A 26,345-nucleotide genomic window follows, 5' to 3' on the forward strand; every position below is an offset into this window, starting at 1 on the left:
TGCATTTGGAAAAACGGGATAAGAAAGTGCGAAAACTCTATTCCATCACTGATACAGAGACGAGGGCTTGAACATGTTGGATTATTGCAAAACTTGTTTCCATGTCGAATTTTGTGTCCAAGACGCAAAACAGTTTACAGAGCTAACCGATTGTCAAAGTAGAGACTTGGATAAACTGTATTTCCACTTTAATACTACATTGACAAGTGGCAATCTAGCTAAGACAGAAGCTTTCGAAAAGGGTGTCGTATTTTCAATGGCAACAGTAAAAGTGTTGTTCCACAATATTTTTCTCATGTAACGATGAGAGTTTTGACCCCTCATCAAAAGTTATAGGAAGAAGAGATTAGATTTTATTGTTATATAACAATGTTAAGTGAATGTTTAACGAACTATTGAATAAGAATGGAATAGTAAAAATGACACAGCAAAACTATTATCATCACATCCACAATAAGTAGAGTTAGTGAAATTCCTTAAATACTATAATATCCATACAACTAAATTTCATGGTTCTTCTCACGGCTCTTTCATTTAACTTTAGCATATCTCTTCAAATGCTTGATAGTACAATAGTTACATTGTAGTCAATATCTGATTTCAAGACCTATGTTATTTCGAATGAAGAGACAAATAATTGCTAACGAACTATTAGTCACGCCATTTGAAATTTTCATGTATTTTGAATAATTAAGAGCCGTGGGTTCTTCTTTGAAAAATCTAATAAAAGCTTGCAGAAATCGAGCCTTTTACTTTCCTTTGCGTCGTCAAAGAGATAATGATTGTTGAATTGATAAAGAAAAGTAATGAATTTAGTATGATGCTAATTCAATGGTTTTCATAAAAAAATAAAGTAATAAATGTGCATTCAATCAAGGGGTTAGAATAAACCAAAGCAAAAGATTCGATTCCTGGTGGAAATCACTTTCTTTTTATATCTATATAATATACTGATAATCTTTTAGTTATAAGTTTTATCTCAAACTTTCTATAGAGTCCCATATAAATAGTGCAAAATTCATAGAATCACTATGGATTGAAAATCATATAGTGAAATAGTTATGTCTTATTCATGTCCATATTGGAAAGCTGAACTAGTGGACATGAATATAAATTAATATGACATGAGACATAATTTTTCCATTAGTTTTTATCTGAAGCAAAGTACACCAAGAAAAAATGGCAAATATCCAATAATGCTCCGCATTACTATCAACAAAGAAGTTACTGATGTAAGTTTAAAAACTGTTGTTTTACCACAGTATTGGGACAAACACAAAAAGCGAATCGTAAAGACCGCTCCTGAAGCACAAGCGATCAATACCTATCTGGATGATGTTTATACAACTCTACACTATTACTATAAACAAGCACTCCTGAGTTCCAAACACATTACCTCCAATATGCTAAAACAACGCTTCCTCTTGATAGGCAACACCCCTCCAACCCTATTGGAGCTTTTCATGAAACAGAAAGAAGATGCTTGCAGATTGTTTTTGGCAAATAAAATCAGTGTATCTCATTACAACAAGCATAAGCTTGTTTACCAGCGTCTTGGTGAATTCTGCAAGAAAAGCAGAATTAATGACATGCCTTTGGACCAGTTTAACAGACAAACAATACATGATCTTGAAATTTTCTTTAAAGCAGATTACAACCTGTCTGTTAATTCTACTGCCAAGATGTTGGAGTTTATACGTAAAGGTATACTTTGGGCATATCAATGCGGATTAATACTCATAAATCCGTTTTCTGCCTACAGGATTAAAAAAGAAGATACGCAGGTACAGTTTCTTAATAAACAGGAAATATCAAGAATCAGAAAGAAACAATTAGATATTCCCAGGCTGGATCTTGTCCGGGACTCGTTTGTTTTCAGCTGCTTTACGGGCATATCCTATGCAGACATGTGCAAATTAACGAAAGACCAAATTGTATTTGATTCAAAAAGTAGCGGATATATTCATTTTTATAGAACCAAAACCAACCATCCGGCATTCATTCCACTGCTACCTCAATCCATGGAGATTCTCGACAAATACATTAACCAGAATAATTCAGGCAAAATTTTTCCTATGCTTTCCAATCAAAAGACCAATGCATATCTTAAGGAATTGGCTGATATTTGTGGCATTAAAAAGAAGCTGACCTATCATGTCGCAAGACATTCTTTTGCGGTTACAATATGTCTGGAAAACGGGATACCAATAGAAACCTTATCAAAAATATTGGGGCACACCAACTTAAGAGTGACTCAGGCATATGCAAAAATTACTCATAAGAAAGTAATGAATGACATGCAGGCATTAAAAGACCGGCTTGAATACTAAAGCATAAGTTTATTTTATGATTTGATATCTGATGAAGTTTGATGACATCTGATGCCAAGGAGCGCTATTTATTTACGAGAAACATTACATTTGTCTCAAATCAAAAAACACCGCCTATGGAAATCGTGAATATTGAAGCCGGAACATTCAAGGAAATGGTAACCGCATGGAACTCCTTGAAAAGTGAATTGAAAGAGTTACAGAATATTTATTTGAGAAAAGAGCCGGATGAATGGCTGGACAGTAAAGAAGTCTGTGAGATACTTTGCGTGTCTCCACGTTCTCTGCAACATCTGAGAAACAGTGGCACACTGTCCTTTACCCGGATAGACAAAAAAATCTTTTATCGAAAGCAAGATGTCGTGTCATTATTAACAACAGTACAAAAGAAAAAATAGTCATGGGAGAGATCATTACCAAAACGAATAAGGAAGTCCTTCAGTTCTTCGATGAGATGAAAAGAATCTCAACATTCATAGATGCGCTAAAATCAGGTTATACACCATCTTTAAATGGGGAACGCTTTCTGACAGACACAGAATTGTCAGAAATGCTCAAACTGACTAAACGCACATTATTGGAATATCGGAATTGCGGGAAAATCCCTTATTATCAAATCGGAGGGAAAATACTCTACAGGGAAAATGATATTGAGAAACTACTATACGAAAATCGCAGGGATACGTTTTAATGCTATTCGACAACCGTTTTAAATAGTGTTCAAACAATATTTTATAGGAAAGGTCGCATTCTGTGGGTTGAATGCGACCTTTTGCTTCTATTTAAAGATCAACTTTGCAACTCCCTGCATATCTTCCATAATGTTTTTATCCAACACACGAGCATAATGCTGAGTCATACGTGTAGAGGAATGTCCCAGCATCTTCGATACATTTTGCAAGGAAACATTATTCGCCAATGTGACAGTCGTTCCGAAAGTATGCCTTGCCACATGTACGGTCAGGCGTTTGTTGATCCTACAAAGCGTAGCTATTTCTTTCAAATATTCGTTCATTTTCTGATTTGACGGGACCGGCAGGCACGGACCATCCGGATTGTCCGGGTTCCATCCTCTATACTTGTCAAGAATTGCAACAGCAGGAGCCAACAACGGCACATTACTCGTACAAGTTTCTTTTGCCGCAGTGATTTTCACTCTAGACTTATGTATCCATAACTGTCCTTTATTGTCACGATACAAATGAATAGGCAGCAGAGTACTCACATCAATATACGACATACCGGTCAGGCAGCAGAGGAGGAAGAAATCCTTTACATGCTCCAGCCGGGTAGTAGAAAAATCTTTCGATATAATCCGCTGTAACTCCTCTAAAGTCAAGAAAGTCGGACAGGTTTCTTCCTTTCGAAACAGCCTTTTGCGCTTTCCGACAAGGGGATCAAAAGTCAGCCACCCGTTATCCCGGGCTATTCCAATAATCTTCCTGAAGCAGCTCATATATTTGGTCAGCGTATTCTGAGACAACCTCCTTACTATCCGCAGATGCATTTCAAAAGCATCAATAAACTCGCCGTTCAACTCATTGAAGGAAATATCCTCTTTCTTGTAAAATTCATGGATTACGGTTTCCAAAGATTCATAACAGTTCCCATAGCGGGAAAGGGTGGACTTCTGGTATTCCTTGCCGATTAATGCTGTCCAGTCCTCCATGTACTTCCTCATCGTACCCAGCACGGTACGCCGTTCCTCTTTAGAGAACAGCTTCACCAAAAGATGTTTAGGGGTTATCAAAGCCTCCTGACACAAAAGTTCCTTGTGAATTTGATATAAACGGACTGTCAGCGACTCAATATAGCTGTTCAGTTCCACCGATGTCCGGTCCTTTCCCTTGCTGCGGCCCTTGGTGTTATTCCATAATTTGATTGGAACAGAACGCTGGATTCGGATTTCATCCTGCTGCCCATTAACTGTCACACGAAGAAAAATCGGTGCCTCGCCGTTTTTTAATAATTTGCTCTTGCGTATGAAGAACAAAACTTTCATTGATTCCTGTTTCATACTGCTCTTAATTTACATTGTAAAATTAATAAGTAAGGAACAGACAAATCCTACTCAAAAACATGAAAATCAATGAAGTATGATGTATATCAGGGGCTTTTTATATGGCCTTAAAAAAAGCCCCTGAATTTGCACCTGACATACTTCATAGAAACGCTATATTTTGCTTCACCTCAAACAAACAAAAAGCTCCAATTCCGTTTGGAATCAGAGCTTTTCCTAATTTTGCTTTCTTGATAAGCGGTCCGGACGGGACTCGAACCCGCGACCCCATGCGTGACAGGCATGTATTCTAACCAGCTGAACTACCGAACCATTTTATAATCCATAATAATTTTGAAAAAGAGGCGGTCCGGACGGGACTCGAACCCGCGACCCCATGCGTGACAGGCATGTATTCTAACCAGCTGAACTACCGAACCTCTTTTCTTTTATCGCTATCTCTCTCGATTGCGGTGCAAAGGTAAGTATTATTTTTAAACCTGCAATAGCTGACGCAAAAAAATATCATATTTGATAGCAAAAATATCTGGAGAGACCTCAGAAGCTACATAATTATGCCGCCCCTATCCCCCTCCTATCACACCAGTTTATCACAAATACACTTCATTTTGGAACTTTTCATTCACCATCCAGAATTATGTAATGATAATTTGTTACTTTTGCGACTCAATATAAATGCTTAACAACAATGGACGTTGCCATTATTAAATATAATGCCGGAAACATCTACTCGGTAGATTACGCTTTGAAGCGGTTGGGCGTTACCCCGATCATCACGGCTGATCCGGAATTATTAAATAAAGCGGATAAGGTTATCTTTCCCGGAGTAGGTGAAGCTTTCACGACCATGGAGTATTTAAGGGAGCATAAATTGGATCAGGTGATCTTGAACCTAAAGCAACCGGTACTCGGGATATGCCTCGGCATGCAATTGATGTGCATGCGTTCGGAGGAGGGAAACGCGGATTGCTTGGGGATCTTCCCTACGGAAGTGAAACGTTTCATTCCGCGAAAGCATGAGGACAAGGTTCCTCACATGGGTTGGAATACCTTGACAAACGTTAAAAGCGGCCTATTCAATGAGCGATTGGAGAACAAATTTGTTTACTTCGTACATAGTTATTATGTACCTGTAAATGAATATACGGCGGCTACGACCGATTACATCCTTCCGTTCAGCGCCGCTTTACATAAGGACAACTTCTATGCGACACAGTTCCATCCGGAAAAAAGTGGATCGGTAGGAGAGGTTATATTGAAAAACTTTTTAAAGATATGATTGAGCTTATTCCCGCTATAGATATAATAGATGGCAAATGCGTCCGGTTGACGCAAGGAGATTACGCGACCAAGAAGGTTTACAACGAAGATCCTCTGGAGGTGGCCAAGATGTTCGAGGGTAACGGCATCCGGCGTTTGCATGTGGTAGATTTGGATGGAGCCCGTGAAGGACGCATCATCAACTACCGCATCCTTGAGCGGATAGCGACCCGGACTTCCTTGATCATTGATTTCGGAGGGGGCTTGAAACAAGAGGATGATCTGGAGATCGCCTTCGAAAGCGGCGCCCAGATGGTAACCGGAGGCAGTATCGCCGTGAAGAACCCGGAAATGTTCACCTCTTGGATCAGCAAGTTCGGTAGCGAGAAAATCATATTAGGGGCCGATGCCAAGGAAAAGAAGATCGCCATCAGCGGTTGGGAGGAAACGACCAGCCAAGAGTTGATTCCTTTTATCAAAGGATATTACGACAAGGGGATTACCAAGGTGATCTGCACGGATATCGCACGGGATGGTATGCTGCAAGGCCCGGCTATCGATTTATATAAAGAGATACGGGACGAGATCCCCTTCCTTTATATCATAGCGAGCGGTGGCGTAAGCTCGATCGAGGATATTGAGAAATTATCTGAGGCTGGGATTCCCGCTGTCATTTTCGGCAAGGCCATTTATGAGGGGAAGATCCAGTTGAAAGATTTACTTCGTTTTACTTGAAATAATAAAATAGATATATGCTAGCCAAGAGAATTGTTCCCTGTCTGGATATAAAGGATGGAAAGACCGTAAAAGGCATCAACTTCGTGAACTTTCGCGACGCTGGAGACCCCGTGGAGTTGGGCGCCCAGTACAGCCGTGAAGGGGCCGACGAATTAGTGTACTTGGATATTACCGCCTCACACGAGGGGCGAAAGACTTTCACCGAGTTGGTAAAACAAGTGGCGGCCCATATCAGCATCCCTTTTACCGTGGGTGGAGGTATCAACGAATTGAAGGACGTGGATCGTTTGCTTAGCGCTGGCGCCGATAAGGTCTCGATCAACTCGGCGGCTTTACGTAACCCGGCATTAATCGAGGAGATCGCCAAGAACTTTGGTAGTCAGGTATGCGTAGTCGCTATCGACGCTAATTTTGAGAACAATGACTGGCTATGCTATCTAAACGGAGGGCGTGTCCCGACGGATAAGTATTTGTTTCAATGGGCCTCGGAAGCGGAAAGCCGTGGCGCCGGCGAGATCCTTTTCACCAGTATGACGCACGATGGCGTAAAAGACGGATACGCGAACGACGCTCTGGCTACCTTGGCCGATACGTTGCATATCCCGGTTATCGCCTCCGGTGGAGCGGGAAAGATGGAACATTTCCGGGATACGTTTTCCAACGGGAAAGCGGACGCGGCTTTAGCGGCCAGCGTTTTCCATTTCGGCGAGATACGGATAGGCGACTTGAAGCAATACCTCAAGGACGAGGGGATCAATGTAAGGATATAAACATTATATATAAAGATGAAATTAGATTTCGAGAAAATGGGCGGATTAATTCCCGCTATCGTACAAGACAACAACACTAGTAAGGTATTAATGTTGGGCTTCATGAATCAAGAAGCTTATGATGAGACAGTAAGTACGGGTAAGGTTACATTCTTTAGCCGCACGAAAAACCGTTTGTGGATGAAGGGAGAGAGTAGCGGAAATACGTTGCAGGTGGTTAGCATCACGGCGGATTGCGACAACGATACATTATTGATCAAGGCGATTCCAGCCGGACCAGTTTGTCATACGGGAGCGGATACTTGTTTCGGCGAGAAGAACGTAGAGGATATCATGTTCTTGAAATATTTGCAGAACTTCATCGAGCGTCGCCGTCAAGAAATGCCGGAAGGTTCCTATACGACTACCTTATTCCAGAAAGGCGTGAATCGTATGGCCCAGAAAGTCGGCGAAGAAGCGGTAGAGACCGTTATCGAGGCGACCAACGGAACCGAAGACGGCTTCATCTATGAGGCATCCGACTTGGTTTACCACTTAATCGTATTATTGACAAGCAAGGGACTTCGTCTGGAAGACCTCGCCCGTGAATTAAAGAAAAGACATAAAGGTTGATAAATTCTATGGAAGAAGATATTCTACTCAAATTAGAGAACGTGGAGATATGCCGTGAGGAAAACAGGGTATTACACGACGCATGCCTCACGCTTCGTAACGGGGAGTTCGTATATGTGATCGGGAAGGTAGGCTCCGGTAAAAGCAGCCTGCTCAAGTCCTTGTATTGCGAGATACCGATCTTGCGAGGCGAGGCACGTATCATGGATTACAACCTCACCAAGATGAAGCGGAAGGATATCCCTTATTTGCGTAGGAAACTAGGTATCGTCTTCCAAGATTTTCAATTGTTGACCGACCGTTCCGTCTCCAAGAATCTGGAATTCGTGCTGAAAGCCACCGGATGGAAAAAGAAAAGCGAGATCAAGGAACGGATAGACAACGTGCTCCGTCAGGTAGGCATGCAAGACAAAGGCTATAAAATGCCGCATGAGCTATCCGGCGGGGAACAACAGCGTATCGTTATTGCCCGTGCCCTTCTGAACAACCCCAAGTTGATACTGGCGGATGAGCCGACCGGCAACTTGGACCCGGAGACGAGCGGACAAATCGTACAACTCTTACACGACATCTGCCAGCAGGGAACGGCGGTGATTATGACCACTCATAACTATACGATCGTGCATAATTATCCTGCCCGCATAGTAAAATGCGAGAATGCCTGTCTAAGTGATGTCAGAGAATAATTTTTTTGTAACTTTGCGGTCGCATTCTATTGAAAAAGAAAACAATTTAATATAGAACAAAAGAAGATGAAAGTTTTAAAGTTTGGCGGTACTTCTGTGGGATCTGCACAGAGAATGAAAGATGTAGCGAAACTGATCACGGGAGACCGTAAGATCGTTGTATTGTCAGCCATGTCGGGTACAACCAACTCGTTAGTCGAGATTTCCGACTACCTGTACAAAAAGAACCCAGACGGAGCGAATGAGATCATCAACAAGCTTGCCATGAAATATATGGGCCATGTTGAGGAACTATACAGCACCGAGGAATATAAACAGAAGGCCAAAGAACTGATAAAATCTCATTTCGAATATATCCGTACGTTCACGAAGGATCTGTTTACCTTGTTCGAGGAAAAGGTTGTCTTGGCACAAGGAGAGTTGATCTCTACGGGTATGATGAATCTTTATTTGAACGAATGCGGCGTGAAATCCGTATTGATCCCGGCTTTGGATTATATGCGTACGGATAAGAACGCGGAACCGGACCCTGTCTATATCAAAGAGAAATTGGTGAAATTACTTGCTGATAATAAGGATGCTGATCTATACATCACACAAGGTTATATCTGCCGCAACGCTTACGGCGAGATCGATAACCTACAACGGGGTGGTAGCGACTATAGCGCATCCTTAATCGGCGCGGCTATCGGTGCGGAAGAGATCCAGATCTGGACAGACATCGACGGTATGCACAATAACGACCCTCGTATCGTACAGGGAACGTCTCCAGTCCGTCAATTGCATTTCGAGGAAGCTGCCGAATTAGCTTATTTCGGAGCCAAGATACTTCACCCGACTTGTATATTGCCGGCTAAATTGAACAACATCCCGGTTCGTTTGTTAAATACGATGCAGCCGGACGCTCCGGGTACATTGATCTCTAACGCGATCGAGAAAGGTAAGATCAAGGCGGTTGCCGCCAAAGACAATATTACCTCTATCAAGATCAAGAGCGGACGTATGTTGCTAGCAACAGGTTTCTTGCGTAAGGTATTCGAGACTTTCGAGAACTACCAGACTCCGATCGATATGGTTACGACTTCCGAAGTGGGTGTCTCCGTTACGATCGATAACCGCAAGCATCTGGAAGAGATCGTTGACGATTTGAAGAAGTACGGAACCGTGACCGTAGACGAGGATATGGTTATCGTTTGCGTGGTTGGCGACCTAGAATGGGATAACATCGGCTTCGAGGCTCGTATCGTACAGGCCATGAAGGATGTCCCGGTTCGCATGATCTCCTACGGAGGAAGCAACTACAACGTCTCCTTGCTGATTAAGGCCTCGGACAAGCAGAGAGCGCTGCAAGCTCTAAGCGATCATTTATTTAACAACAAATAAAAACAAACGAGGGCGGCCTTTTACAGACTGCCCTTATTTATCTTTATATAATTTCGTATAATATGCTCAAAGGAACATTTCCTGTAGAAAAGTTCAAGCAGCTTTCTACGCCTTTTTATTATTATGATGTCAAGCTATTGCAAGACACATTAGACGTAGTAAAAACCGAATCCGGGAAATATGGTTACCACGTGCATTATGCCGTGAAAGCGAATGCCAATCCCCGTATCCTTTCCATCATAGCGGCAAACGGCCTTGGCGCAGACTGCGTAAGTGGCGGCGAGGTACAGGCAGCTTTAGATGCCGGTTTTCCTGCCGATAAGATTGTCTTTGCTGGTGTTGGCAAAGCGGATTGGGAGATCAACCTAGGACTGGACAATGATATTTTCTGCTTTAACGTGGAATCTGCCGTTGAGTTGGAAATCATCAATGAGCTGGCGGCCGCCAAGCATAAAGTGGCCTCTATCGCCCTTCGTATCAACCCGGAAGTGGATGCCCATACGCATGCCAAGATCACGACGGGTATGAAGGAGAATAAATTCGGTATCAACCTTAGCCAATTAGGAGGCGTACTGGATAAATTAAAGGAGATGAAGAATGTGAAGTTGATCGGTATCCATAGCCATATCGGTTCACAGATCACGGATATGTCTAGCTTCCGCAATTTGGTAATTCGTTTCAACGAGATACAGGAAGAACTGGAAGCTCACGGGGTTACAGTGGAGAACCTAAACTTCGGAGGTGGATTAGGTATCGATTACTATCACCCGAATCATTTATCGATCCCGGCTTTCGATAACTATTTCGCAGCCATTCATAAACTGCTTCAAGTACGTCCGGGTCAACAGGTACATTTTGAGCCGGGACGTTCGATCGTCGCTCAATGTGGAACATTAATCTCTAAGGTATTATATGTCAAGGAAGGAGAGACGAAGAAATTCGCTATCCTTGATGCAGGTTTCACGGAATTGATCCGCCCGGCGATGTACGACGCTTATCACCGTATCGAGAACATCAGCAGCGATGAGGCTGTAGAGACTTACGATGTAGTGGGCCCGATCTGTGAGTCATCGGATGTATTCGGCAAGGATGTAGAGTTGAATAAGGCTCATCGTGGCGACTTGATCGCCCTTCGTTCCGCCGGCGCTTATGGCGAGGTCATGGCCTCCCAATACAACTGCCGTCATTTACCGAAAGCCTATTATTCCGATACGATAAAATAATGAGCCAATTGATCAATGTGCCAATGTAAATACCTTGAGTAGCTTATTGGCACATTGGCGTATTAATCATATTGGCTCATTAATGATATTGGCACATTGGCATATTAATCACATTGGCACATTATTATGTTTCTACTCAATAATACAGAGCTTTTCCTATTGGGAATCACCTTAATAGGGTTCGTTATCTTATCTCTTTATTATCTGATCGCTTATGCCCGCCCTTTACGTGCGTCAAGACGAACGGATGATACCTTAGAGGAAGGTAATAAACTCCCCGTATCCATCATCATATACGCTAAAAATGATTCTGAGAACCTCAAGAAACACCTTCCTGCGTTACTTACACAAGATTACCCTGAATATCAGGTAGTCGTTATCAACGATGGCTCAAGCGACGATACCGACGATACGCTAAAGTTCTTTCAAAATGAGTATAAACATTTGTATCATACTTACGTCCCCTCGGACGCTCGTTACCTAAGCCGCCGTAAACTGGCGTTTACCCTAGGCGTGAAAGCGGCCAAATACGATATTCTTCTATTCACGGAGGCGAATTGCCAACCGCTCAACGATCAATGGTTATCTGCCATGGTTGGTGGATACACACCCGAGACCAGTATTGTCTTGGGCTACTGCAAATACAGCAACTACAAGGGATTCTTTCATAAGTTGATCGCCTATGATAACTTATTGACGGGTTTACGTTATCTATCTTCCGCCCTCTCCCATCACCCATATACCGGAAACGGACGAAATTTATCTTATCGGAAAGAGTTATTCTTCAAGCATAAAGGTTACTACCAATCCTTGAACTTGCATGCGGGAGACGATGACTTATTCATCAACGAAGCCTCGACCAAGGAGAATACGAAAGTAATCTATGCCCCGGACAGCCTAACGGAAATGGATCAAATCGAACGTTTTGGAATCTGGAAAGAGATGAAGGTTTCCCGTGCTGCCACTCAACGGTATTACAAAGGAAGTGCCTTGACATTCTATCATCTCGAATCCACTTGTTTCTACCTTTTCCAAGCATCGGTTATCGCTACGGTAGTGATCGGATTACAGGGCAATTGGCTAATCTCCTTGATCGCCGTATTATTATATTTGATACGTTTTATAATCAAGGCGAGCGTTTTCGGCAAATCGGCTCGAATGCTTCAACAAAGCCCTACTATCGGTTGGTTATTCCTGTTGGAGTTTATTCAACCCATATTCAATGGATATGTCCGTATTTACCGGCTTTTCAGAAGTAGGAAGGATTATACATTCCGGTTGGAGAATTAATAATGATGAGCACTCTCATAGGATATCTCTTCTTCCGCCACTTTGGGAAGTTCTTCCTCCTCTAATAGCGGGTAAGCCGGGGTAAACTTCGCATGATAGGTAGATTCCACATACGTCTTTTCCAATAAACGGACGACATTTTCTAAAGTAGCTTGCCGTTCTTTAGGTTTAAGCTGGCATTCCCAGATCACCATCGTATTCCAGCCCATCGCTCGTAATTCCTCACGTACACGGGCATCCCGGGCTTTATTCCGGTTTAGTTTCTCGGTCCACCACTCTACCCGGGTACGGGGAGGACGAAATTCCGGGCAACCCTCGTGCCCATGCCAGAAACAGCCGTTCACGAAGATAGCGGTCTTATATTTACGCAATACGATATCAGGGGTACCGGGAAGGCGCTTTACATTCACACGAAAGCGAAAGCCACAATGGAACAGGTATTTACGGACTATAATCTCGGGCTTTGTATTCTTGCCCTTAATCATAGACATGATATAGCTACGCTTTTCTTTAGAGATAAGATCTGTCATATCAATCCGGCAAAACTAGAACGTATGCCAAAGATACGGCTTTTATTCAAAACGGATACTCTTGGCCGGATCAATCTTCGTAATCAAATAGGAAGGTCCCAGCATCATCAACATGGAGGCGGCCAATGTCCCTATATTCAAAAGGAACAGTGAAAATAGACTCAGATCGATAGGCACGGCATCCAAATAATAAATAGAAGGGTCTAATTGGATAATATGGAAATGAGATTGAAGCAAACAAAGAGAGATACCGATGATATTCCCCCACAACATTCCTTTGCCGATCAAGAAGAAAGAGACATACAAGAAAATCTTGCGAATACTGTTATTATTTTGTCCCAAGGCTTTTAGGATTCCGATCATATTGGTACGCTCTAAGATTATGATCAATAATCCGGAGATCATGGTAAACCCTGCGACGGAAAGCATCAGCGCCAAGATAACCACCACATTGATGTCCAGCACATCCAGCCAATTAAAGATCATCGGGTTCAACTCCTTGATCGAGCGGGCGTAAAACGTATTACCATTTCGGTCTTGCCGTTCCGTCAGATCGAAATAAATATCCTCGGCCACTTGGTCCAAACGATCATAGTCATCCACTTGCAACTCCAGTCCGCTTACTTGATCTTTATCCCAACCGTTCAAGCGACGTATCTGCTTAATATCAGCAATTACGAACATCTTGTCATAATCAAGGAAACCCGTCTCATAAATCCCCGTGATCGTGAACTTACGGGCACGCACATCGTCTTGCACAAAATAAGTCAGGAAAGAATCCCCTACCTTTAGTCCTAGCAGATCTGATAAATACTTGGAAATAATAACATCTGTAGAGTTCTTATCCGGCTGGATCGTAAAGATCTCGCCCTCTTTTAAATTATCCTTGAAGAAAGTCCAGTCATAATCCGTATCTACCCCTTTCAAGACAATCCCTTGAAAATCTTGGTCAGTCTTCAAGATACCGAGCTTCGTCGCGAATTTCTCGACATGGCGAATACCCGGGAATGCATCGAGCGCATTCAATAAAGTATCGCTAACCGCTATCGGCTGCGACTCATAGGAAGAATTACTATCGAAATTCGTGATCTGGATATGCGAGCCGAAACCGATCACCTTGTTCCGGACCTCTTTCTTAAAGCCTATCACGATCGCCACCGAAAGAATCATCACCGCCAATCCCAAGGCGATCCCGATCATGGCAATACGAACAGCGGGAGGAGTAACCTCACGATCCCCCTCCTTACTGAAATGTATCTTTTTGGCGATAAATAGCTCTAAATTCATTTATAACATTCTTCCCGGATAAGCTTCCAACGCCTTTGATAACACCGTCAAAGCTTTCGCCAGGTCTTCCTTTTTCAAAACATAGGCCATACGAACCTCATTCTTACCAAGTCCCGGTGTTGTGTAAAAACCCGACGCCGGTGCCATCATGACCGTCTGACCCTCGTATTCAAACTCTTCCAGACACCAAGCGCAGAACTTATCGGCATCATCCACCGGAAGTTTAGCCACCGTATAGAAAGCGCCCATCGGTATGGGAGAATAAACGCCGGGAATACGGTTCAAGCCATCGATCAAGCATTTACGCCGTTCCACATACTCGTCATAAGTCTCACGGGCATACTCCTCGGAAGCATCCAAAGAAGCCTCGGCAGCGATCTGTCCGATCAAAGGCGGGCTTAAACGAGCTTGGCAGAACTTCATGACGGCACTACGCACCTCGGCATTTTTCGTAATCAACGCACCGATACGGATACCGCATTCCGAATAGCGTTTGGAGACAGAATCGATCAATACCACGTTCTGCTCGATACCTTCCAGATGACAAGCCGAGATATACGGGGAACCGGTATAGATAAACTCCCGGTATACCTCATCCGAGAAAAGATAAAGATCATATTTCTTTACGATATCCCGGATTTGATTCATCTCACGACGCGTATACAAATAACCCGTAGGATTGTTCGGGTTACAGATCAGGATCGCTTTGGTACGCTCATTGATCAACTCCTCGAATTTTTCCACTTTCGGAAGAGAAAATCCTTCCTCTATCGTAGTCGTCACTGTCCGGATCACGGCTCCTGCCGAGATAGCGAATGCCATATAATTGGCATAAGCAGGTTCCGGTACGATAATCTCATCACCCGGATTCAAGCAACTCAAGAAGGCAAACAAAACAGCCTCCGAACCACCGGTAGTGATGATAATATCGTCAGCCGTAAGATTAATATCATACTTTTTATAATATCCAACCAACTTCTCGCGATAACTGCGATATCCCTGACTAGGGCTATATTCCAACACCGTACGATCGACATTACGGATCGCATCGAGTGCCGCTCGCGGAGTGGGAAGGTCGGGCTGACCGATATTCAGGTGATACACATGAACTCCTCTCTGTTTGGCAGCATCGGCCAATGGAGCCAGCTTCCGGATCGGGGAAGCGGGCATTTCGACTCCTCTTTGTGAGATGTTGGGCATTATTATTCTATATTTATTCGTTTTTATGATGCAAAGATAGGCATTTTAGTTGACAGTTGACACCAAATTCAAGCCGTTTATGACTTGAACCGCATCACGCTCTTTACAGTCATCGACTCATCATTGGCAGTGAGGTAAGTAACCGAATAGTCCTTACCTCCCTCCTCGACATTGACAATCACATGACCGGCATCAAACGACGAGGGGTTAAGTATATCAAGCCACGGCTGTCCGGCATCCTCGGCACGACGTTCTGCAGGGAACACGGTAGGACACACGATGCGCTCGCCGGGATAAAGATTCCGGTTATAAAAACGCTCCATGACCGAAGGCAGTGTATGAAGCTGATCCCACACGTTGTTGACAACAACACGCGGACGCAACGCAGCCACGAGCTTATCAGTCATTGACATGTGTCCGTGGTGATTGATTTTCGCCACACTCACCGGCTCAACCACGTCGGCTATCGCATCCTCTATCTCGAATCTCTTTCCATTAGGCAACTCCCAGCCATCAGAGAAGTCTCCCGCCGTATAGAATTTGAAATCGCCGTAGGTAAAGATCATGCCCAGGCTCATTCCGTTTTCACTGAACTTAACCGGATTGGATTTCTTGCGCTCCGCATAGAGGTCACGTATATTCCCTTCCTTATCGGCAATGCGGCCGTTGGCACAGATATTTCTTACCGAGAATCCCGGATATGCCGTAGCGTCTTTCTTCATGGCGATCTGGTTGGTTTCGCCAAGACAGAACTTCTCAATCTCCATCTTCTTATGAGCCAACATATAGTCGTAAAAATCCTTCATGTGCTCAAAAGCATCGGCTGCCTCCTGGGTCAAAGGAAGAGGATCGTTGTAGTCGGGCCAGCAACGGTCAAAAGCCTTGCCAAACGTAAGGTACTCGGCAGCCTGAGAGAATCCACTTAGGTAGTAATCCTTACCATCCCTCGTCTCCTTACGAGCGTAGAATTTATTGTTGCCACCGTGATCTGAATGATAGTGCGTCAACATCATATAATCAACATAATCCTTCTGAGGGTTCACTCTCCGGACATAGCGTGAGATCCACTCCCCGGCATGCCGATCGGGATTGGGAAGCACCGGCACAGCCAATTTACCGCGCCCAACCGCATTATGATCACCACAATCAAGCAGCATCGTTGTACCGTCGGGGAAAATCAAGAACATCGATTCCGACACCCCGGTATAAATCAGATGAATCTGGAACTGCCCCTTTTTCCATCCTTTCCATGCTTTTCCTACTTCAGCATCCTTAGCGCCCCACGCCAAAGCCTCCCTGAAATCCATCAAACAAGCAGCGCTCACAAGCGTAGCATTCTTCAAAAAACCTCTTCTATCCATCATTCAAAACCGATATTAATATTAGCCTACCCACAAATATACGGAATAATTCTTAATTCTATTAAATACCCGGCCGTGGCGAATCCTTGCTAGCGTGCATCGTAGAAACAAAGGCATTCGGATCGATCTCTTTCACCTCATCTTTCAAGCGGGGCATATCTTTTCGTTCAGCGATCGTGAATATAATCTCAGTCTCATTTCCCTGATACATTCCCTTACCGTGAATAAAAGTACCCCTCATACCCATTTTATCGACTATCAAGGTCTTCAACTCCTGTGTCTTACGAGAGACAATGAAGACGGCACGGTTCGGATTCTCCGTCTGGAACATCTCCACGATTTTTCCATATACGAAAATAGTAAACCAAGAATACAAAGGTACCGCCCAATCCTTAAATACGATCAAGCCCAACAATACGACCGCGGAATCCAATACGATGATCATATTGCTGACCTTCAAGTTGGAGTCGTTAGCTATTACACGCGCCAGCACATCCGTACCGGCACTTGTACTTTGCGCCCGGAAAATACAAGTCACACCCAATCCTAAAATAGCTCCACCGTAAAAGGCGGCGATAAAGGCATCGTTCTCCACCAATGGATCGGTAAGGAAATAAGATAATGAGTCGGTAAATATAGAGATCAGCAAGAAAGTAACGATCGTCTTCGGGCCGGAAGACAATCCGATCTTTTTCATCGCCAAAATCATCAACGGGATATTGAAGCAAAGCGCCGTCGCACCCATCGGCAAACCATCCGGGAAGAACGGGAACAAATCTTTCGTCACATAGTGGATTACGATAGAGATACCATACACACCTCCCGGTACGATTTTGTAAGGCGCTAGGAAAAGCACGTAACTAAGTGCCTGCAAAAATGAACCTACCACGATTAAGGAGTAGTCCATTACATTTCTCTTCAAAGTAGCATTAGAAGGGACTAAAAGTTGTTGTGTTGTCATGACTCGAATTAAGCGTTATTTGTAAAACGCCGCAAACTTACACAATCTTCTTCGATTTATACGCGAGCCTTAAAAAAAAGTATCCCCACTATTTACCTTTTGACAGGAAATAGTGGGGGACACACTCTTATATAGTATAAATTACTTACTTGCGTTATCCGCTAAGTACACTTCCGGGAACGTATTAACACCCAGCGTACGGTTGTTATTGTTCGTGATGTTCAATAAAGTAACATACTTACGATATTGATCCGGGCTCAAAGCCTTCTTCATCAACTTCAAGTTACCGTAAACCGCTTGATACATTTTCTTATCCTGCAATTTAGCGCTAGCTTTTACGCTCGCATTCTGCATCTCGATGAAATATTCGTTGATGTTAGCTACCTCGTCCAACTGGCTCGGAGTCAATTGCAAATAGTTCGCTAACTTCTCTGTACTTACCACAAACGGTTCTCTACTCAAACTCGGTTTCTGAGCGAAGCTCATTGTCGCACACATCAATAAGGCTGCGACTGCCATTCCAAAACGTTTCATAATACCTAAAAACCTTAAATTGTTAAACCTAAACAAAAACCTTAAAAACACATAGCCCAATCACATTGGCTTAATTACTTCTCAGCCAAATAGCTGTCCAAAAGCGGATTAGAAACCTTATCTTCCTGATTAGCGCGAGTCACATTAATCAACGCTACATATTTACGATATTGATCTTTAGTCAATGCACGTTTCATCAGTTTCAAATTACACAACAATGCGTTGCGAGTTTCTTCCGGTCTTGCGTTATTGCAAAGCGCTTCCGCAGACAGGGGTTGACCTAATTGATTCTCGAAGTAAGTATTAATCTCTGACACCTCAGCGATCTGGTTTGCGTCAAGCTGCAAATATCTGCTTAGCTTATCGAAACTCATACTCTTTGAATCACTAACCTTTTGAGCGAAGCTCATTGTCGCTACCATCATTAAAGCGACTACCATCATACCTAAACGTCTCATAATACCTAAAATTTAAACCTAAACTAAGACCTTAACTAATAAATGCGGCGTTTCCGCATCTTCTATCTTTCTCTTTTTGTTACTGCAAATATAACAGTATGTTTTATAACATTGTTCTTCAATACGGTTAATTTTTGCAAACAATTGACGTTATTGATATATATCAAGGCATATAGCAATCATTTTGTAACACATATTACGATAAACACTATCTATTTCATCATAGACACCGTTTATAAACAAACAAAAGCCTAGATATATTCTTATACAAGCCTAGCTGTATTCTTATACGATACCGTATCTATTCTATAATCTCCGTCGTGGATTATACAAACCACAGCGTGGTCTATAAAAACCACGACATGATCTATACAGACCACGACGTGGTTTATAGAATAGATACAGTCACAAGATACTTTTTATGCAATAGCTTGATACTTTACATCTATCCTTTACTTATTTATCGGCTAGATAAACATCGGGGAAGGAAAGCCCGCTCATCATCCGGTTATTATTGTTCGTTACGTTGATCAAAGCCACGTATTTCCGATATTGATCGGTGCTTAACGCCTTTTTCATCAACTTTAAGTTGCCAAATACGGCTTGCCGCATCCGTTTATCCCGCATTTTATGGCTTCCCCTCAAGCCCTCGCTTTGCTTTTCCCTAAAATAATCGTTGATCATCCCTACCTCATTAATCTGGCTAGGACGTAATTCCAGATAGCTTACCAATTGGCCCACATTGACTACAAACGGTTCTTTATGTAAGCTCGATTCCTGCGCAAAACTCATTGTCACACTTACCAACAAGGCTGACATAGCCATTACTAAACGTTTCATACTACCTATTCCTTTCATTTGTTAAACCTTAAAAACCTATTTCTCTGTGATCTTTGATACAAATATAGGGTGAGGTTTCCCGCTAGAAAAGGAAGAATCGACGAAGTACGCCGTAGGTTTAGACGAAACCGGGAATCAAGCGGATCAAGAAATCAGCTTATTCCTCTCGTACGAGGCTTTTACCAAGCGGATATAGACGAATAAGGAAAGAAGGCAACAAACCGCCCCGACTCCGTAGGCGGTAGCCAGATTGGTATGGGTAGCGATAAAGCCGGCGGACAGCATCCCGATCCCCATCCCGAAATCGAAAGAGGTCAAGTAGGTAGAAGTGGCCGTACCGCGCATATGGTGCGGAGCGACATTCACGAAAAGACATTGAAAAGCCGGTACACTCACGCCAAAACCGATACCGATCGCCAAGGCGCAAGCGAAAAAGACAAATGATGTATGTACGGTAGCGAACACGGAAAACGAGATCGCTAAAGAAACCAAGGATACGATGGACACGACATGGATCTTGCCATGGTCCACCAACCGCCCGGAAATCAAACGGGCCGTCCCTACACCGATCGCCATACATATAAAGAAATAGCCTGGGTTCGGCACCTCGATCTCTTTACCATATAATACCACGAACGAGAGCAACATCCCATAAGGTATAGCGACCAGCAAATAGGCCAAGGCCGCAGGAAGCGCTTTTACCAAGATAAAACGATCCAACGAGAAGGCCGGACGAGGCACTTTCTCCCGTTTCGGATAACGGATCAGCCCGACGGAGCCGATCCCGACCAACGCGATCACCAAAGCGACCCCTATGATCCAGAAGAAACCATGCCGATCGTACAGCCCGACCGCCACCAAAGGAGCCAAAGACATGGCGAGATTGATCGTCAATCCGTAAAAGCCCATGCCCTCTCCTCTTCGCTTGGAAGGGATCACGTCTATCGTAATCGTATTGCCAGAGACTGAGGTCAGTCCCATAAACCCGCCTTGGATGAAACGAACCGCCATGATCGTATAGACTGTCATAGCAAACCAATAACCGGCAAACAAACAGGCGAATATCGTGAAGGCGAATACATATAACGGTTTGCGGGAGAAACAATCCACCAGATATCCCGAGAACGGGCGCACGCACAGCAACCCGATCGTATAGCTAGACAAGACCATCCCCACCTCGGACGTGCTGATGCCCAATTCCTCTACCAGATAGACCGGCATGGTAGGCATCAACATATAAAAGGCGAAATTCATCAAGAAGTAAGAGATACAACATTGGACGAAATTCCGGTTCCAAAGTACAGGTTTAGTCTCGCTCATTCCTCATTATTACTTATGCCAGCTCACTCAACTCCAGCCAGCGCATCGTTTTCTCGTCGATCTCTTCCATGACTTGGGTGATCCGTTGAGATTTAGCCATAAGCTCGTCCGTAGACAAAGTACCACTGCTCATAGCGGTCTCCAACTCCGCCTTCTCCGCCTCCAAAGCCGGTATCTCCTCCTCTAGGGCCTCGAACTCTTTCCGTTCCTTGAAAGTGAGTTTTTTCTTTTGCTCATTGACAGGACGAGACGGTTTCTCCGGAGCCGGGTTTTGTCTCGCTTGCAAAGCAGCCTCCGCCTCTTTTTCCAGTTGGTCTTGCACGTCTTTCCAATCCCGGTACTGCGTATAGTTGCCGGGGAAATCCTTGATATCGGCGTTACCCCGGAAAACCAGCAGGTGATCTACCACCTTATCCATAAAGTAACGGTCGTGGGAAACGACGATAGCGCACCCCTTGAAGTTACGAAGGTATTCCTCCAATACGTTCAAGGTCACTATATCCAAATCATTGGTCGGCTCATCGAGCACCAAAAAGTTCGGGCTACGCATCAATACCGTACATAAATAGAGACGACGCTTCTCGCCACCGCTCAATTTATAAACGTAATTATGCTGTTTCTCCGGCGTGAACAGGAAATAGTTCAAGAACTGGGACACTCCCATCTTCTGTCCGTTACCCAAATCCACGTATTCGGCGATCGCCTGCACCACGTCGATCACTTTCATTTGCTCATCGAACTTCAAGCCCTCTTGACTATAATAGCCAAAGCGAACGGTCTCGCCCACATCGAAATGGCCGCTATCAGGAGCCACCTCCCCCATCAGCATCTTGATAAAGGTAGATTTGCCCGTACCGTTATTCCCGACAATACCCATCTTCTCGTAACGGGCGAAAATATAGTTGAAATCCTCCGTAATCTTCAAGTCACCGAAACGTTTGCTTACATTCACCGCCTCGAAAATCTTCGAACCAATGTAAGAAGCCTTTACGTCCAAGTTCACCTTTCCGGTATCCCGTTGTTGCTTCGCTTTCTTTTCCAGCTCATAAAAGGCATCGATACGGTACTTCGCTTTCGTGCCCCGTGCCTGCGGCTGGCGGCGCATCCAATCCAGTTCCGTACGGAGAAGATTCTTCGCACGCTCCACGTCGGCGTTCATCGCCTCGACACGCTCTTGGCGTTTCTCCAGATAATAACTATAATTACCTTTATACGAATAGATTTGTTTATTATCGATCTCGATGATCTCACTACAAACACGATCCAAGAAGTAACGGTCGTGCGTCACCATCAAGATACTGATATTGGCCCGGCTCAGATAATCTTCCAGCCACTCGGTCATTTCCAGATCCAAATGGTTCGTCGGCTCATCCAAGATAATCAATTCAGGGTCCGTGATCAAGACATTCGCCAAGGCTACCCGTTTCAACTGTCCTCCGGACAATTCCCCGATCTTCTGATTGAAGTTATGAATCTTCAACTGCCCGAGGATTTGTTTCGCTTTCTGCTCATAATCCCACGCCTTGAAGCTATCCATACGGGTAAGGATGTCCTCCAGATTCGAGTGCTCCTCTTTCGTCATCGCCTCCTCGTACTCAGCTATCAACTGGACAGTCTCGTTCTTCGAGTGGAAGCAAGCCTGTAGCACGGTCAGTTCTTCCGGATAAGAAGGTGATTGCTCCAAATACCCGACCCGCAGGTCTTTCCGGAAAACCACCTCACCCGAGTCGTAATCCTCCTTACCACCGATAATATTCAATAAGGTAGTCTTACCCGTCCCGTTTTTGGCGATCAACCCGATCTTCTGTCCTTGCGCGACTCCGAACGTTATATCCTCGAAAAGAACCAAATCACCGAAGCTCTTGGTCAGCTTATCTATCTGAAGGTAACTTATCATGTTTTCTAATTTAAATTCAAATCGGAAGGCAAACTTACACAAAATCCTCGAATTTTAAGCTTTTCTCCGTACCTTTGGTGGAAGAATAAGAAAAACACCATGAATGTTAGAATAGATGAAAGTTGGAGAAAACGTCTGCAAGAAGAATTTGACAAGCCTTATTTCGAGCAATTGGTGACATTTGTCAAAAACGAATATAAGCAAGCGCACGTACTTCCTCCCGGGCCCCAGATATTCCATATATTTAACGCATGCCCGTTTGAGAAGGTAAAAGTCGTTATCTTGGGACAAGACCCCTATCCTAATCCGGGACAATACTACGGGGTCTGCTTCTCGGTACCCGAGGGCGTGGCGATTCCCGGCTCCTTGATGAATATATTCAAAGAGATCCACGATGATCTCGGAAAACCGATCCCTTCCTCCGGGAATTTGGATCGTTGGGTAAGCCAAGGCGTATTCCCGATGAATTCCGTTCTCACAGTCCGTGCCCACCAAACAGGTTCGCACCGGAACAGAGGATGGGAAACATTCACGGATGCCATTATCAAGAAATTAAGCGACGAACGGGAAAATCTAGTATTCATGTTATGGGGCAGTTACGCTAAAGCCAAGATTTCCCTTATCGATACGAGCCGACATTTGGTCCTAACGACCGTACATCCATCTCCCCGCTCCGCCGAATATGGTTTCTTCGGTTGTAAGCATTTCAGTAAGGCTAATGATTTCTTACGGGGTAAAGGCATCCCGGAAATCGATTGGTAAGTATAAATCAACCTAAATCAATCGTATATGGACATTCAAACGTTTATCGACAACTATCAGGAGACATTCTCCGGCAAAGCGGAATTACCGATCGCCTTCTGGTATTCCGATACGCTATCGGGAGAATTAAGGAAGACGCAAGGTTGCCTGTTTAAAGCGCTTCCCGCCATAAGGAACGGAGAGATTATCAGCATGAGCGGAGAAAGCATCGGTTGCGGAGGTGGGAAATTCTATACCGGATTCACTCCCATGCCGGAACATGTTCCTAATTTCGTTTCCTTGAAAGAACGATATAAGCAAACACCCGAGATGGTTCTGGAAGGCATCAAGAAGATAGATGTACAAAGGGCGACCAAGCAATATATCCATTTCGCGAGAATCGACCGGCTTACTTCCTTCGAGGATGTGGAAGGGCTTTTGTTCCTCGCTACCCCGGATATCCTGTCCGGCTTGGTCACGTGGGCGTTTTTCGACAATAACTCGCCCGAGGCCATCTCCACGCCTTTTGGCTCGGGATGTAGCGCAACCATTACGCAAGCCGTCAATGAGAACCGGCGTGGCGGGCACCGTGCTTTCCTTGGCTTCTTCGATCCCTCGGCCCGCCCTTATGTGGAAAGCAACGTATTGAGTTTCACGATCCCGATGTCTCGCTTCAAGGAGATGTGCGAGACGATGCGTATGTGTAGCCTCGATACGCACGCATGGGGCAAGATAAAAGCGAGAATCGATGAAGGCTGATTTTTACACGGAAGTTTACAACATCGTAAAGGAAATACCGGAGGGAAATGTGGTTACCTACGGGCAGTTAGCCAAACTCGCCCGGAGGCCACAATGTTCCCGCATGGTAGGGCAAGCCATGTTCAACGCCCCGAGAGAGCTGAACTTGCCTTGCCACAGGGTAGTAAACAGCCAAGGGAGATTGGCTCCCAATTGGACGGAACAAAGGGAACTGCTGGAAAAAGAAGGCATCGCTTTCAAAAAGAACGGGTGCGTGGATTTAAAGAAGCATATTTGGGCGGAGATATTGCCCATTATTTAAGATACGTCACGCCATCACAAAGCTCATTATCCCCAAAAAGCATATCAACGCCATTATCAATATAGATAACAAGGTGATTATTCTCCTGTGAGCATATTTTATCGAGACATGCAATATCCCGATAAACAACAACACGTATAGTATCGCCTCCGGATAACCCAACATTTGATACATATAGGGTATTTTCGTATATATGTATCCTTCAAAGGATCCCATTGTCGGCCCAATGGTTGATAGCAAGGACAATCCTAGGATTATTACGCCTAATTTCATTAAGCCGTTCTTTTCCTCAAAAAACACCTTCCGTAAAGGCAATAACACCAAAGCCAACAGTATCCCGCGAAATATCTGCAGAACAGGCCCTAACACCACGATTGGCTCATCGACCGGCTTCATAAATGAGGATATCACATCGGTAGCGAACAAATCCCGATAGTTCATCACCAAAAGGGCAAATACCCCCGCGACAAATCTTGTCAGTTTTTCTCATAACGACAGACTAAATTATCAAAGAACAAAAATTACGGATTATAGATTAAACATTAAGATGAACAAGAATATGAAATCAATTATCAGTTTCTTTAAATTCACCCCGACCGAGGCCGCCGGGATCAAGCCTTTGGTGGAGAACCATTTCCTGCTATTCTGGTTATATAATATAATGGATCTCATCCCTTCACGATAATAAAGAAAAAGTATATGAAACATCTAATTTTATTTATAGCTTTGCTAGTATCAAACGGACTAGCAATCGCGAGAACGACAATGAGTGATCAACTTTCAAAAACAACAAGAATGAATACCCAAAGTGAAATTTATTTTGCCGGTGGATGTTTCTGGGGAACAGAACATTTCATGAAGCAAATCGATGGCGTTACGAATACCCGAGTAGGTTACGCGAACGGGAAGATGAGTATCAAAAACCCGACTTACGAACAAGTGTGTAACGATAATACCGGATTCGCCGAGACAGTGGAAGTTAGCTACGATCCGCGACAAGCCGATTTGAAGTTATTGATCGAACTATTCTTCAAGACGATAGATCCGACAAGTATCAACCGGCAAGGCAACGATATCGGATCACAGTATCGTACCGGCATCTATTATACGAATACGGACGATCTGCCGATCATCAAAGAGACCGTGGAGGCATTGGCCAAGAATTATTCCAAGCCCATCGTCGTAGAGATTCAGCCATTAAGTAATTTCTATCCGGCAGAAGACTATCATCAGGATTATTTAGATAAACACCCGGACGGTTATTGCCACATAAGCCCGGATCTATTCGATTTCGCCCGAAAGGCTAATAAGGGGAAAGCCTCGAACAAGCCTGTATCGCAAAAGAAATTCCAGAAACCGGATGATCAGACATTGCGCTCTAAACTCACCGCCGAACAATATGCGGTAACACAGCAAAACGCTACGGAAAGAGCTTTCAAGAATGAATATTGGAATGAAAAGCGTGAAGGCATCTACGTAGATATCACGACCGGGGAACCTTTGTTCATCTCTACCGATAAGTTTGATTCGGGTTGCGGATGGCCTAGTTTCTCCAAGCCGATAGACAAGAGCTTGGTGATGGAAAAAACGGATCTTTCCCACGGGATGAAACGGATTGAGATACGCAGCAAAACAGGAGATGCACATCTAGGGCACGTTTTTAATGATGGCCCAGCCGACAAAGGTGGGTTACGATACTGCATCAACAGTGCGTCATTAAGATTTATCCCTAAAGCAAAGATGGAAGAAGAGGGATATGCCGACTATCTCCCACTCCTATAAAAACAAATAAAAAAACATAGTTATGATTTGTTCAACTCATAACTATGTTTTGAAAATTTCAT

27 protein-coding genes and 2 tRNA genes are annotated in these 26,345 nt (G+C 44.0%); 16 read left to right on the top strand and 13 right to left on the bottom strand.

Annotation, left to right across the window (positions count from 1 at the left end; genetic code table 11):
* Positions 1-1,124 precede the first annotated feature (1,124 nt).
* The 3 genes from CI960_RS16485 to CI960_RS16495 all read left to right on the top strand — a co-directional run bounded on the left by CI960_RS16485 (position 1,125) and on the right by CI960_RS16495 (position 3,021).
* The gene (locus CI960_RS16485; RefSeq protein ID WP_005864487.1) at positions 1,125-2,330 is read left to right on the top strand and encodes a site-specific integrase; all 1,206 of its coding nucleotides are present in this window, start codon (positions 1,125-1,127) and stop codon (positions 2,328-2,330) included.
* 116 nt (positions 2,331-2,446) lie between these two features.
* Complete coding sequence (locus tag CI960_RS16490; RefSeq protein WP_005864485.1) at positions 2,447-2,728, top strand: helix-turn-helix domain-containing protein; 282 nt, start codon at positions 2,447-2,449, stop codon at positions 2,726-2,728.
* A 2-nt stretch (positions 2,729-2,730) separates the two neighbouring features.
* The gene (locus CI960_RS16495) at positions 2,731-3,021 is read left to right on the top strand and encodes a helix-turn-helix domain-containing protein (RefSeq protein ID WP_005864483.1); all 291 of its coding nucleotides are present in this window, start codon (positions 2,731-2,733) and stop codon (positions 3,019-3,021) included.
* An 87-nt stretch (positions 3,022-3,108) separates the two neighbouring features.
* Here CI960_RS16495 and CI960_RS16500 read toward each other — a convergent pair whose 3' ends face one another.
* The 3 genes from CI960_RS16500 to CI960_RS16510 form a co-directional block, all read right to left on the bottom strand.
* Positions 3,109-4,347, bottom strand: coding sequence for a site-specific integrase (locus CI960_RS16500; RefSeq protein WP_005864481.1), 1,239 nt, complete (start codon positions 4,345-4,347; stop codon positions 3,109-3,111).
* 241 nt (positions 4,348-4,588) lie between these two features.
* Positions 4,589-4,662 (bottom strand) — tRNA-Asp (locus tag CI960_RS16505).
* Positions 4,663-4,695: 33 nt separating this feature from the next.
* A tRNA-Asp gene (locus tag CI960_RS16510) sits at positions 4,696-4,769 on the bottom strand.
* Positions 4,770-5,038: 269 nt separating this feature from the next.
* Here CI960_RS16510 and hisH point away from each other — a divergent pair.
* From hisH to CI960_RS16550, 8 genes are all read left to right on the top strand, one after another.
* On the top strand, positions 5,039-5,629 hold the full coding sequence (gene hisH / locus CI960_RS16515) for an imidazole glycerol phosphate synthase subunit HisH (RefSeq protein ID WP_005854561.1): 591 nt from the start codon (positions 5,039-5,041) through the stop codon (positions 5,627-5,629).
* On the top strand, positions 5,626-6,345 hold the full coding sequence (hisA, locus tag CI960_RS16520) for a 1-(5-phosphoribosyl)-5-[(5-phosphoribosylamino)methylideneamino]imidazole-4-carboxamide isomerase (RefSeq protein WP_005854558.1): 720 nt from the start codon (positions 5,626-5,628) through the stop codon (positions 6,343-6,345). The genes hisH and hisA overlap by 4 nt, the downstream gene beginning before the upstream one ends.
* 17 nt (positions 6,346-6,362) lie before the next feature.
* Complete coding sequence (gene hisF, locus CI960_RS16525; RefSeq protein WP_005854556.1) at positions 6,363-7,118, top strand: imidazole glycerol phosphate synthase subunit HisF; 756 nt, start codon at positions 6,363-6,365, stop codon at positions 7,116-7,118.
* A 15-nt stretch (positions 7,119-7,133) separates the two neighbouring features.
* On the top strand, positions 7,134-7,730 hold the full coding sequence (gene hisIE, locus CI960_RS16530; RefSeq protein WP_005854554.1) for a bifunctional phosphoribosyl-AMP cyclohydrolase/phosphoribosyl-ATP diphosphatase HisIE: 597 nt from the start codon (positions 7,134-7,136) through the stop codon (positions 7,728-7,730).
* Positions 7,731-7,738: 8 nt separating this feature from the next.
* Positions 7,739-8,416: a cell division ATP-binding protein FtsE gene (locus tag CI960_RS16535; RefSeq protein WP_005854551.1), complete on the top strand. Its 678-nt coding sequence runs from the start codon at positions 7,739-7,741 to the stop codon at positions 8,414-8,416.
* A 66-nt stretch (positions 8,417-8,482) separates the two neighbouring features.
* Positions 8,483-9,799, top strand: a complete 1,317-nt coding sequence (locus tag CI960_RS16540) for an aspartate kinase (RefSeq protein WP_005854548.1) — start codon at positions 8,483-8,485, stop codon at positions 9,797-9,799.
* A gap of 62 nt (positions 9,800-9,861) precedes the next feature.
* Entirely contained in the window at positions 9,862-11,022 is a 1,161-nt protein-coding gene (gene lysA / locus CI960_RS16545; protein ID WP_005854546.1) for a diaminopimelate decarboxylase, read from the top strand.
* 126 nt (positions 11,023-11,148) lie between these two features.
* The gene (locus CI960_RS16550; protein WP_005854544.1) at positions 11,149-12,312 is read left to right on the top strand and encodes a glycosyltransferase; all 1,164 of its coding nucleotides are present in this window, start codon (positions 11,149-11,151) and stop codon (positions 12,310-12,312) included.
* On the opposite strand, the gene CI960_RS16555 is transcribed toward CI960_RS16550, so the two are convergent.
* From CI960_RS16555 to CI960_RS16605, 10 genes are all read right to left on the bottom strand, one after another.
* A complete protein-coding gene (locus CI960_RS16555) occupies positions 12,309-12,842 on the bottom strand; it encodes a very short patch repair endonuclease (RefSeq protein ID WP_008780092.1) in 534 nt (177 codons plus the stop codon). The genes CI960_RS16550 and CI960_RS16555 overlap by 4 nt on opposite strands.
* A gap of 42 nt (positions 12,843-12,884) precedes the next feature.
* Entirely contained in the window at positions 12,885-14,129 is a 1,245-nt protein-coding gene (locus CI960_RS16560; RefSeq protein WP_005854540.1) for an ABC transporter permease, read from the bottom strand.
* Entirely contained in the window at positions 14,130-15,329 is a 1,200-nt protein-coding gene (locus tag CI960_RS16565) for a pyridoxal phosphate-dependent aminotransferase (protein WP_005854538.1), read from the bottom strand.
* 77 nt (positions 15,330-15,406) lie between these two features.
* Positions 15,407-16,693, bottom strand: a complete 1,287-nt coding sequence (locus tag CI960_RS16570; RefSeq protein ID WP_005854536.1) for an MBL fold metallo-hydrolase — start codon at positions 16,691-16,693, stop codon at positions 15,407-15,409.
* 58 nt (positions 16,694-16,751) lie between these two features.
* Positions 16,752-17,651 (bottom strand): YitT family protein, encoded by a 900-nt coding sequence (locus CI960_RS16575; RefSeq protein ID WP_005854534.1) that lies wholly within the window; start codon positions 17,649-17,651, stop codon positions 16,752-16,754.
* Positions 17,652-17,792: 141 nt separating this feature from the next.
* Positions 17,793-18,185 (bottom strand): hypothetical protein, encoded by a 393-nt coding sequence (locus CI960_RS16580; RefSeq protein WP_005854532.1) that lies wholly within the window; start codon positions 18,183-18,185, stop codon positions 17,793-17,795.
* Positions 18,186-18,259: 74 nt separating this feature from the next.
* Complete coding sequence (locus CI960_RS16585; RefSeq protein WP_005854530.1) at positions 18,260-18,643, bottom strand: hypothetical protein; 384 nt, start codon at positions 18,641-18,643, stop codon at positions 18,260-18,262.
* Positions 18,644-19,099: 456 nt separating this feature from the next.
* Positions 19,100-19,483 carry a hypothetical protein gene (locus tag CI960_RS16595; protein ID WP_005854526.1) on the bottom strand — a complete coding sequence of 128 codons (384 nt, stop codon included), beginning with the start codon at positions 19,481-19,483 and terminating at the stop codon, positions 19,100-19,102.
* Between the two features lie 144 nt (positions 19,484-19,627).
* A complete protein-coding gene (locus CI960_RS16600) occupies positions 19,628-20,803 on the bottom strand; it encodes an MFS transporter (RefSeq protein WP_005854524.1) in 1,176 nt (391 codons plus the stop codon).
* A 13-nt stretch (positions 20,804-20,816) separates the two neighbouring features.
* On the bottom strand, positions 20,817-22,700 hold the full coding sequence (locus CI960_RS16605) for an ABC-F family ATP-binding cassette domain-containing protein (protein ID WP_005854522.1): 1,884 nt from the start codon (positions 22,698-22,700) through the stop codon (positions 20,817-20,819).
* Between the two features lie 99 nt (positions 22,701-22,799).
* On the opposite strand from CI960_RS16605, the gene ung reads away from it, so the two are divergent.
* From ung to msrB, 5 genes are all read left to right on the top strand, one after another.
* Positions 22,800-23,462, top strand: coding sequence for a uracil-DNA glycosylase (gene ung, locus CI960_RS16610; RefSeq protein ID WP_005854520.1), 663 nt, complete (start codon positions 22,800-22,802; stop codon positions 23,460-23,462).
* Positions 23,463-23,489: 27 nt separating this feature from the next.
* Positions 23,490-24,200: a DUF169 domain-containing protein gene (locus CI960_RS16615; protein ID WP_005854517.1), complete on the top strand. Its 711-nt coding sequence runs from the start codon at positions 23,490-23,492 to the stop codon at positions 24,198-24,200.
* Positions 24,190-24,501 (top strand): MGMT family protein, encoded by a 312-nt coding sequence (locus CI960_RS16620; protein WP_005854515.1) that lies wholly within the window; start codon positions 24,190-24,192, stop codon positions 24,499-24,501. The genes CI960_RS16615 and CI960_RS16620 overlap by 11 nt, the downstream gene beginning before the upstream one ends.
* A gap of 559 nt (positions 24,502-25,060) precedes the next feature.
* Positions 25,061-25,186, top strand: coding sequence for a DUF417 family protein (locus CI960_RS16630; protein WP_197730312.1), 126 nt, complete (start codon positions 25,061-25,063; stop codon positions 25,184-25,186).
* A 110-nt stretch (positions 25,187-25,296) separates the two neighbouring features.
* Positions 25,297-26,283 (top strand): peptide-methionine (R)-S-oxide reductase MsrB, encoded by a 987-nt coding sequence (gene msrB / locus CI960_RS16635; RefSeq protein WP_369825042.1) that lies wholly within the window; start codon positions 25,297-25,299, stop codon positions 26,281-26,283.
* The last annotated feature ends 62 nt before the right edge of the window (positions 26,284-26,345 follow it).

Source organism: Parabacteroides sp. CT06 (genome assembly GCF_002257605.1).
Classification (GTDB): domain Bacteria; phylum Bacteroidota; class Bacteroidia; order Bacteroidales; family Tannerellaceae; genus Parabacteroides; species Parabacteroides distasonis.

What these genes read in the sequence shown, in the direction of transcription:
- CI960_RS16485 (WP_005864487.1), top strand. Translation starts at nt 1,125, where the DNA reads ATGAGACATAATTTTTCCATTAGTTTTTATCTGAAGCAAAGTACACCA.
- CI960_RS16490 (WP_005864485.1), top strand. Translation starts at nt 2,447, where the DNA reads ATGGAAATCGTGAATATTGAAGCCGGAACATTCAAGGAAATGGTAACC.
- CI960_RS16495 (WP_005864483.1), top strand. Translation starts at nt 2,731, where the DNA reads ATGGGAGAGATCATTACCAAAACGAATAAGGAAGTCCTTCAGTTCTTC.
- CI960_RS16500 (WP_005864481.1), bottom strand. Translation starts at nt 4,347, where the DNA reads ATGAAACAGGAATCAATGAAAGTTTTGTTCTTCATACGCAAGAGCAAA.
- hisH (WP_005854561.1), top strand. Translation starts at nt 5,039, where the DNA reads ATGGACGTTGCCATTATTAAATATAATGCCGGAAACATCTACTCGGTA.
- hisA (WP_005854558.1), top strand. Translation starts at nt 5,626, where the DNA reads ATGATTGAGCTTATTCCCGCTATAGATATAATAGATGGCAAATGCGTC.
- hisF (WP_005854556.1), top strand. Translation starts at nt 6,363, where the DNA reads ATGCTAGCCAAGAGAATTGTTCCCTGTCTGGATATAAAGGATGGAAAG.
- hisIE (WP_005854554.1), top strand. Translation starts at nt 7,134, where the DNA reads ATGAAATTAGATTTCGAGAAAATGGGCGGATTAATTCCCGCTATCGTA.
- CI960_RS16535 (WP_005854551.1), top strand. Translation starts at nt 7,739, where the DNA reads ATGGAAGAAGATATTCTACTCAAATTAGAGAACGTGGAGATATGCCGT.
- CI960_RS16540 (WP_005854548.1), top strand. Translation starts at nt 8,483, where the DNA reads ATGAAAGTTTTAAAGTTTGGCGGTACTTCTGTGGGATCTGCACAGAGA.
- lysA (WP_005854546.1), top strand. Translation starts at nt 9,862, where the DNA reads ATGCTCAAAGGAACATTTCCTGTAGAAAAGTTCAAGCAGCTTTCTACG.
- CI960_RS16550 (WP_005854544.1), top strand. Translation starts at nt 11,149, where the DNA reads ATGTTTCTACTCAATAATACAGAGCTTTTCCTATTGGGAATCACCTTA.
- CI960_RS16555 (WP_008780092.1), bottom strand. Translation starts at nt 12,842, where the DNA reads ATGACAGATCTTATCTCTAAAGAAAAGCGTAGCTATATCATGTCTATG.
- CI960_RS16560 (WP_005854540.1), bottom strand. Translation starts at nt 14,129, where the DNA reads ATGAATTTAGAGCTATTTATCGCCAAAAAGATACATTTCAGTAAGGAG.
- CI960_RS16565 (WP_005854538.1), bottom strand. Translation starts at nt 15,329, where the DNA reads ATGCCCAACATCTCACAAAGAGGAGTCGAAATGCCCGCTTCCCCGATC.
- CI960_RS16570 (WP_005854536.1), bottom strand. Translation starts at nt 16,693, where the DNA reads ATGATGGATAGAAGAGGTTTTTTGAAGAATGCTACGCTTGTGAGCGCT.
- CI960_RS16575 (WP_005854534.1), bottom strand. Translation starts at nt 17,651, where the DNA reads ATGACAACACAACAACTTTTAGTCCCTTCTAATGCTACTTTGAAGAGA.
- CI960_RS16580 (WP_005854532.1), bottom strand. Translation starts at nt 18,185, where the DNA reads ATGAAACGTTTTGGAATGGCAGTCGCAGCCTTATTGATGTGTGCGACA.
- CI960_RS16585 (WP_005854530.1), bottom strand. Translation starts at nt 18,643, where the DNA reads ATGAGACGTTTAGGTATGATGGTAGTCGCTTTAATGATGGTAGCGACA.
- CI960_RS16595 (WP_005854526.1), bottom strand. Translation starts at nt 19,483, where the DNA reads ATGAAACGTTTAGTAATGGCTATGTCAGCCTTGTTGGTAAGTGTGACA.
- CI960_RS16600 (WP_005854524.1), bottom strand. Translation starts at nt 20,803, where the DNA reads ATGAGCGAGACTAAACCTGTACTTTGGAACCGGAATTTCGTCCAATGT.
- CI960_RS16605 (WP_005854522.1), bottom strand. Translation starts at nt 22,700, where the DNA reads ATGATAAGTTACCTTCAGATAGATAAGCTGACCAAGAGCTTCGGTGAT.
- ung (WP_005854520.1), top strand. Translation starts at nt 22,800, where the DNA reads ATGAATGTTAGAATAGATGAAAGTTGGAGAAAACGTCTGCAAGAAGAA.
- CI960_RS16615 (WP_005854517.1), top strand. Translation starts at nt 23,490, where the DNA reads ATGGACATTCAAACGTTTATCGACAACTATCAGGAGACATTCTCCGGC.
- CI960_RS16620 (WP_005854515.1), top strand. Translation starts at nt 24,190, where the DNA reads ATGAAGGCTGATTTTTACACGGAAGTTTACAACATCGTAAAGGAAATA.
- CI960_RS16630 (WP_197730312.1), top strand. Translation starts at nt 25,061, where the DNA reads ATGAAATCAATTATCAGTTTCTTTAAATTCACCCCGACCGAGGCCGCC.
- msrB (WP_369825042.1), top strand. Translation starts at nt 25,297, where the DNA reads ATGAATACCCAAAGTGAAATTTATTTTGCCGGTGGATGTTTCTGGGGA.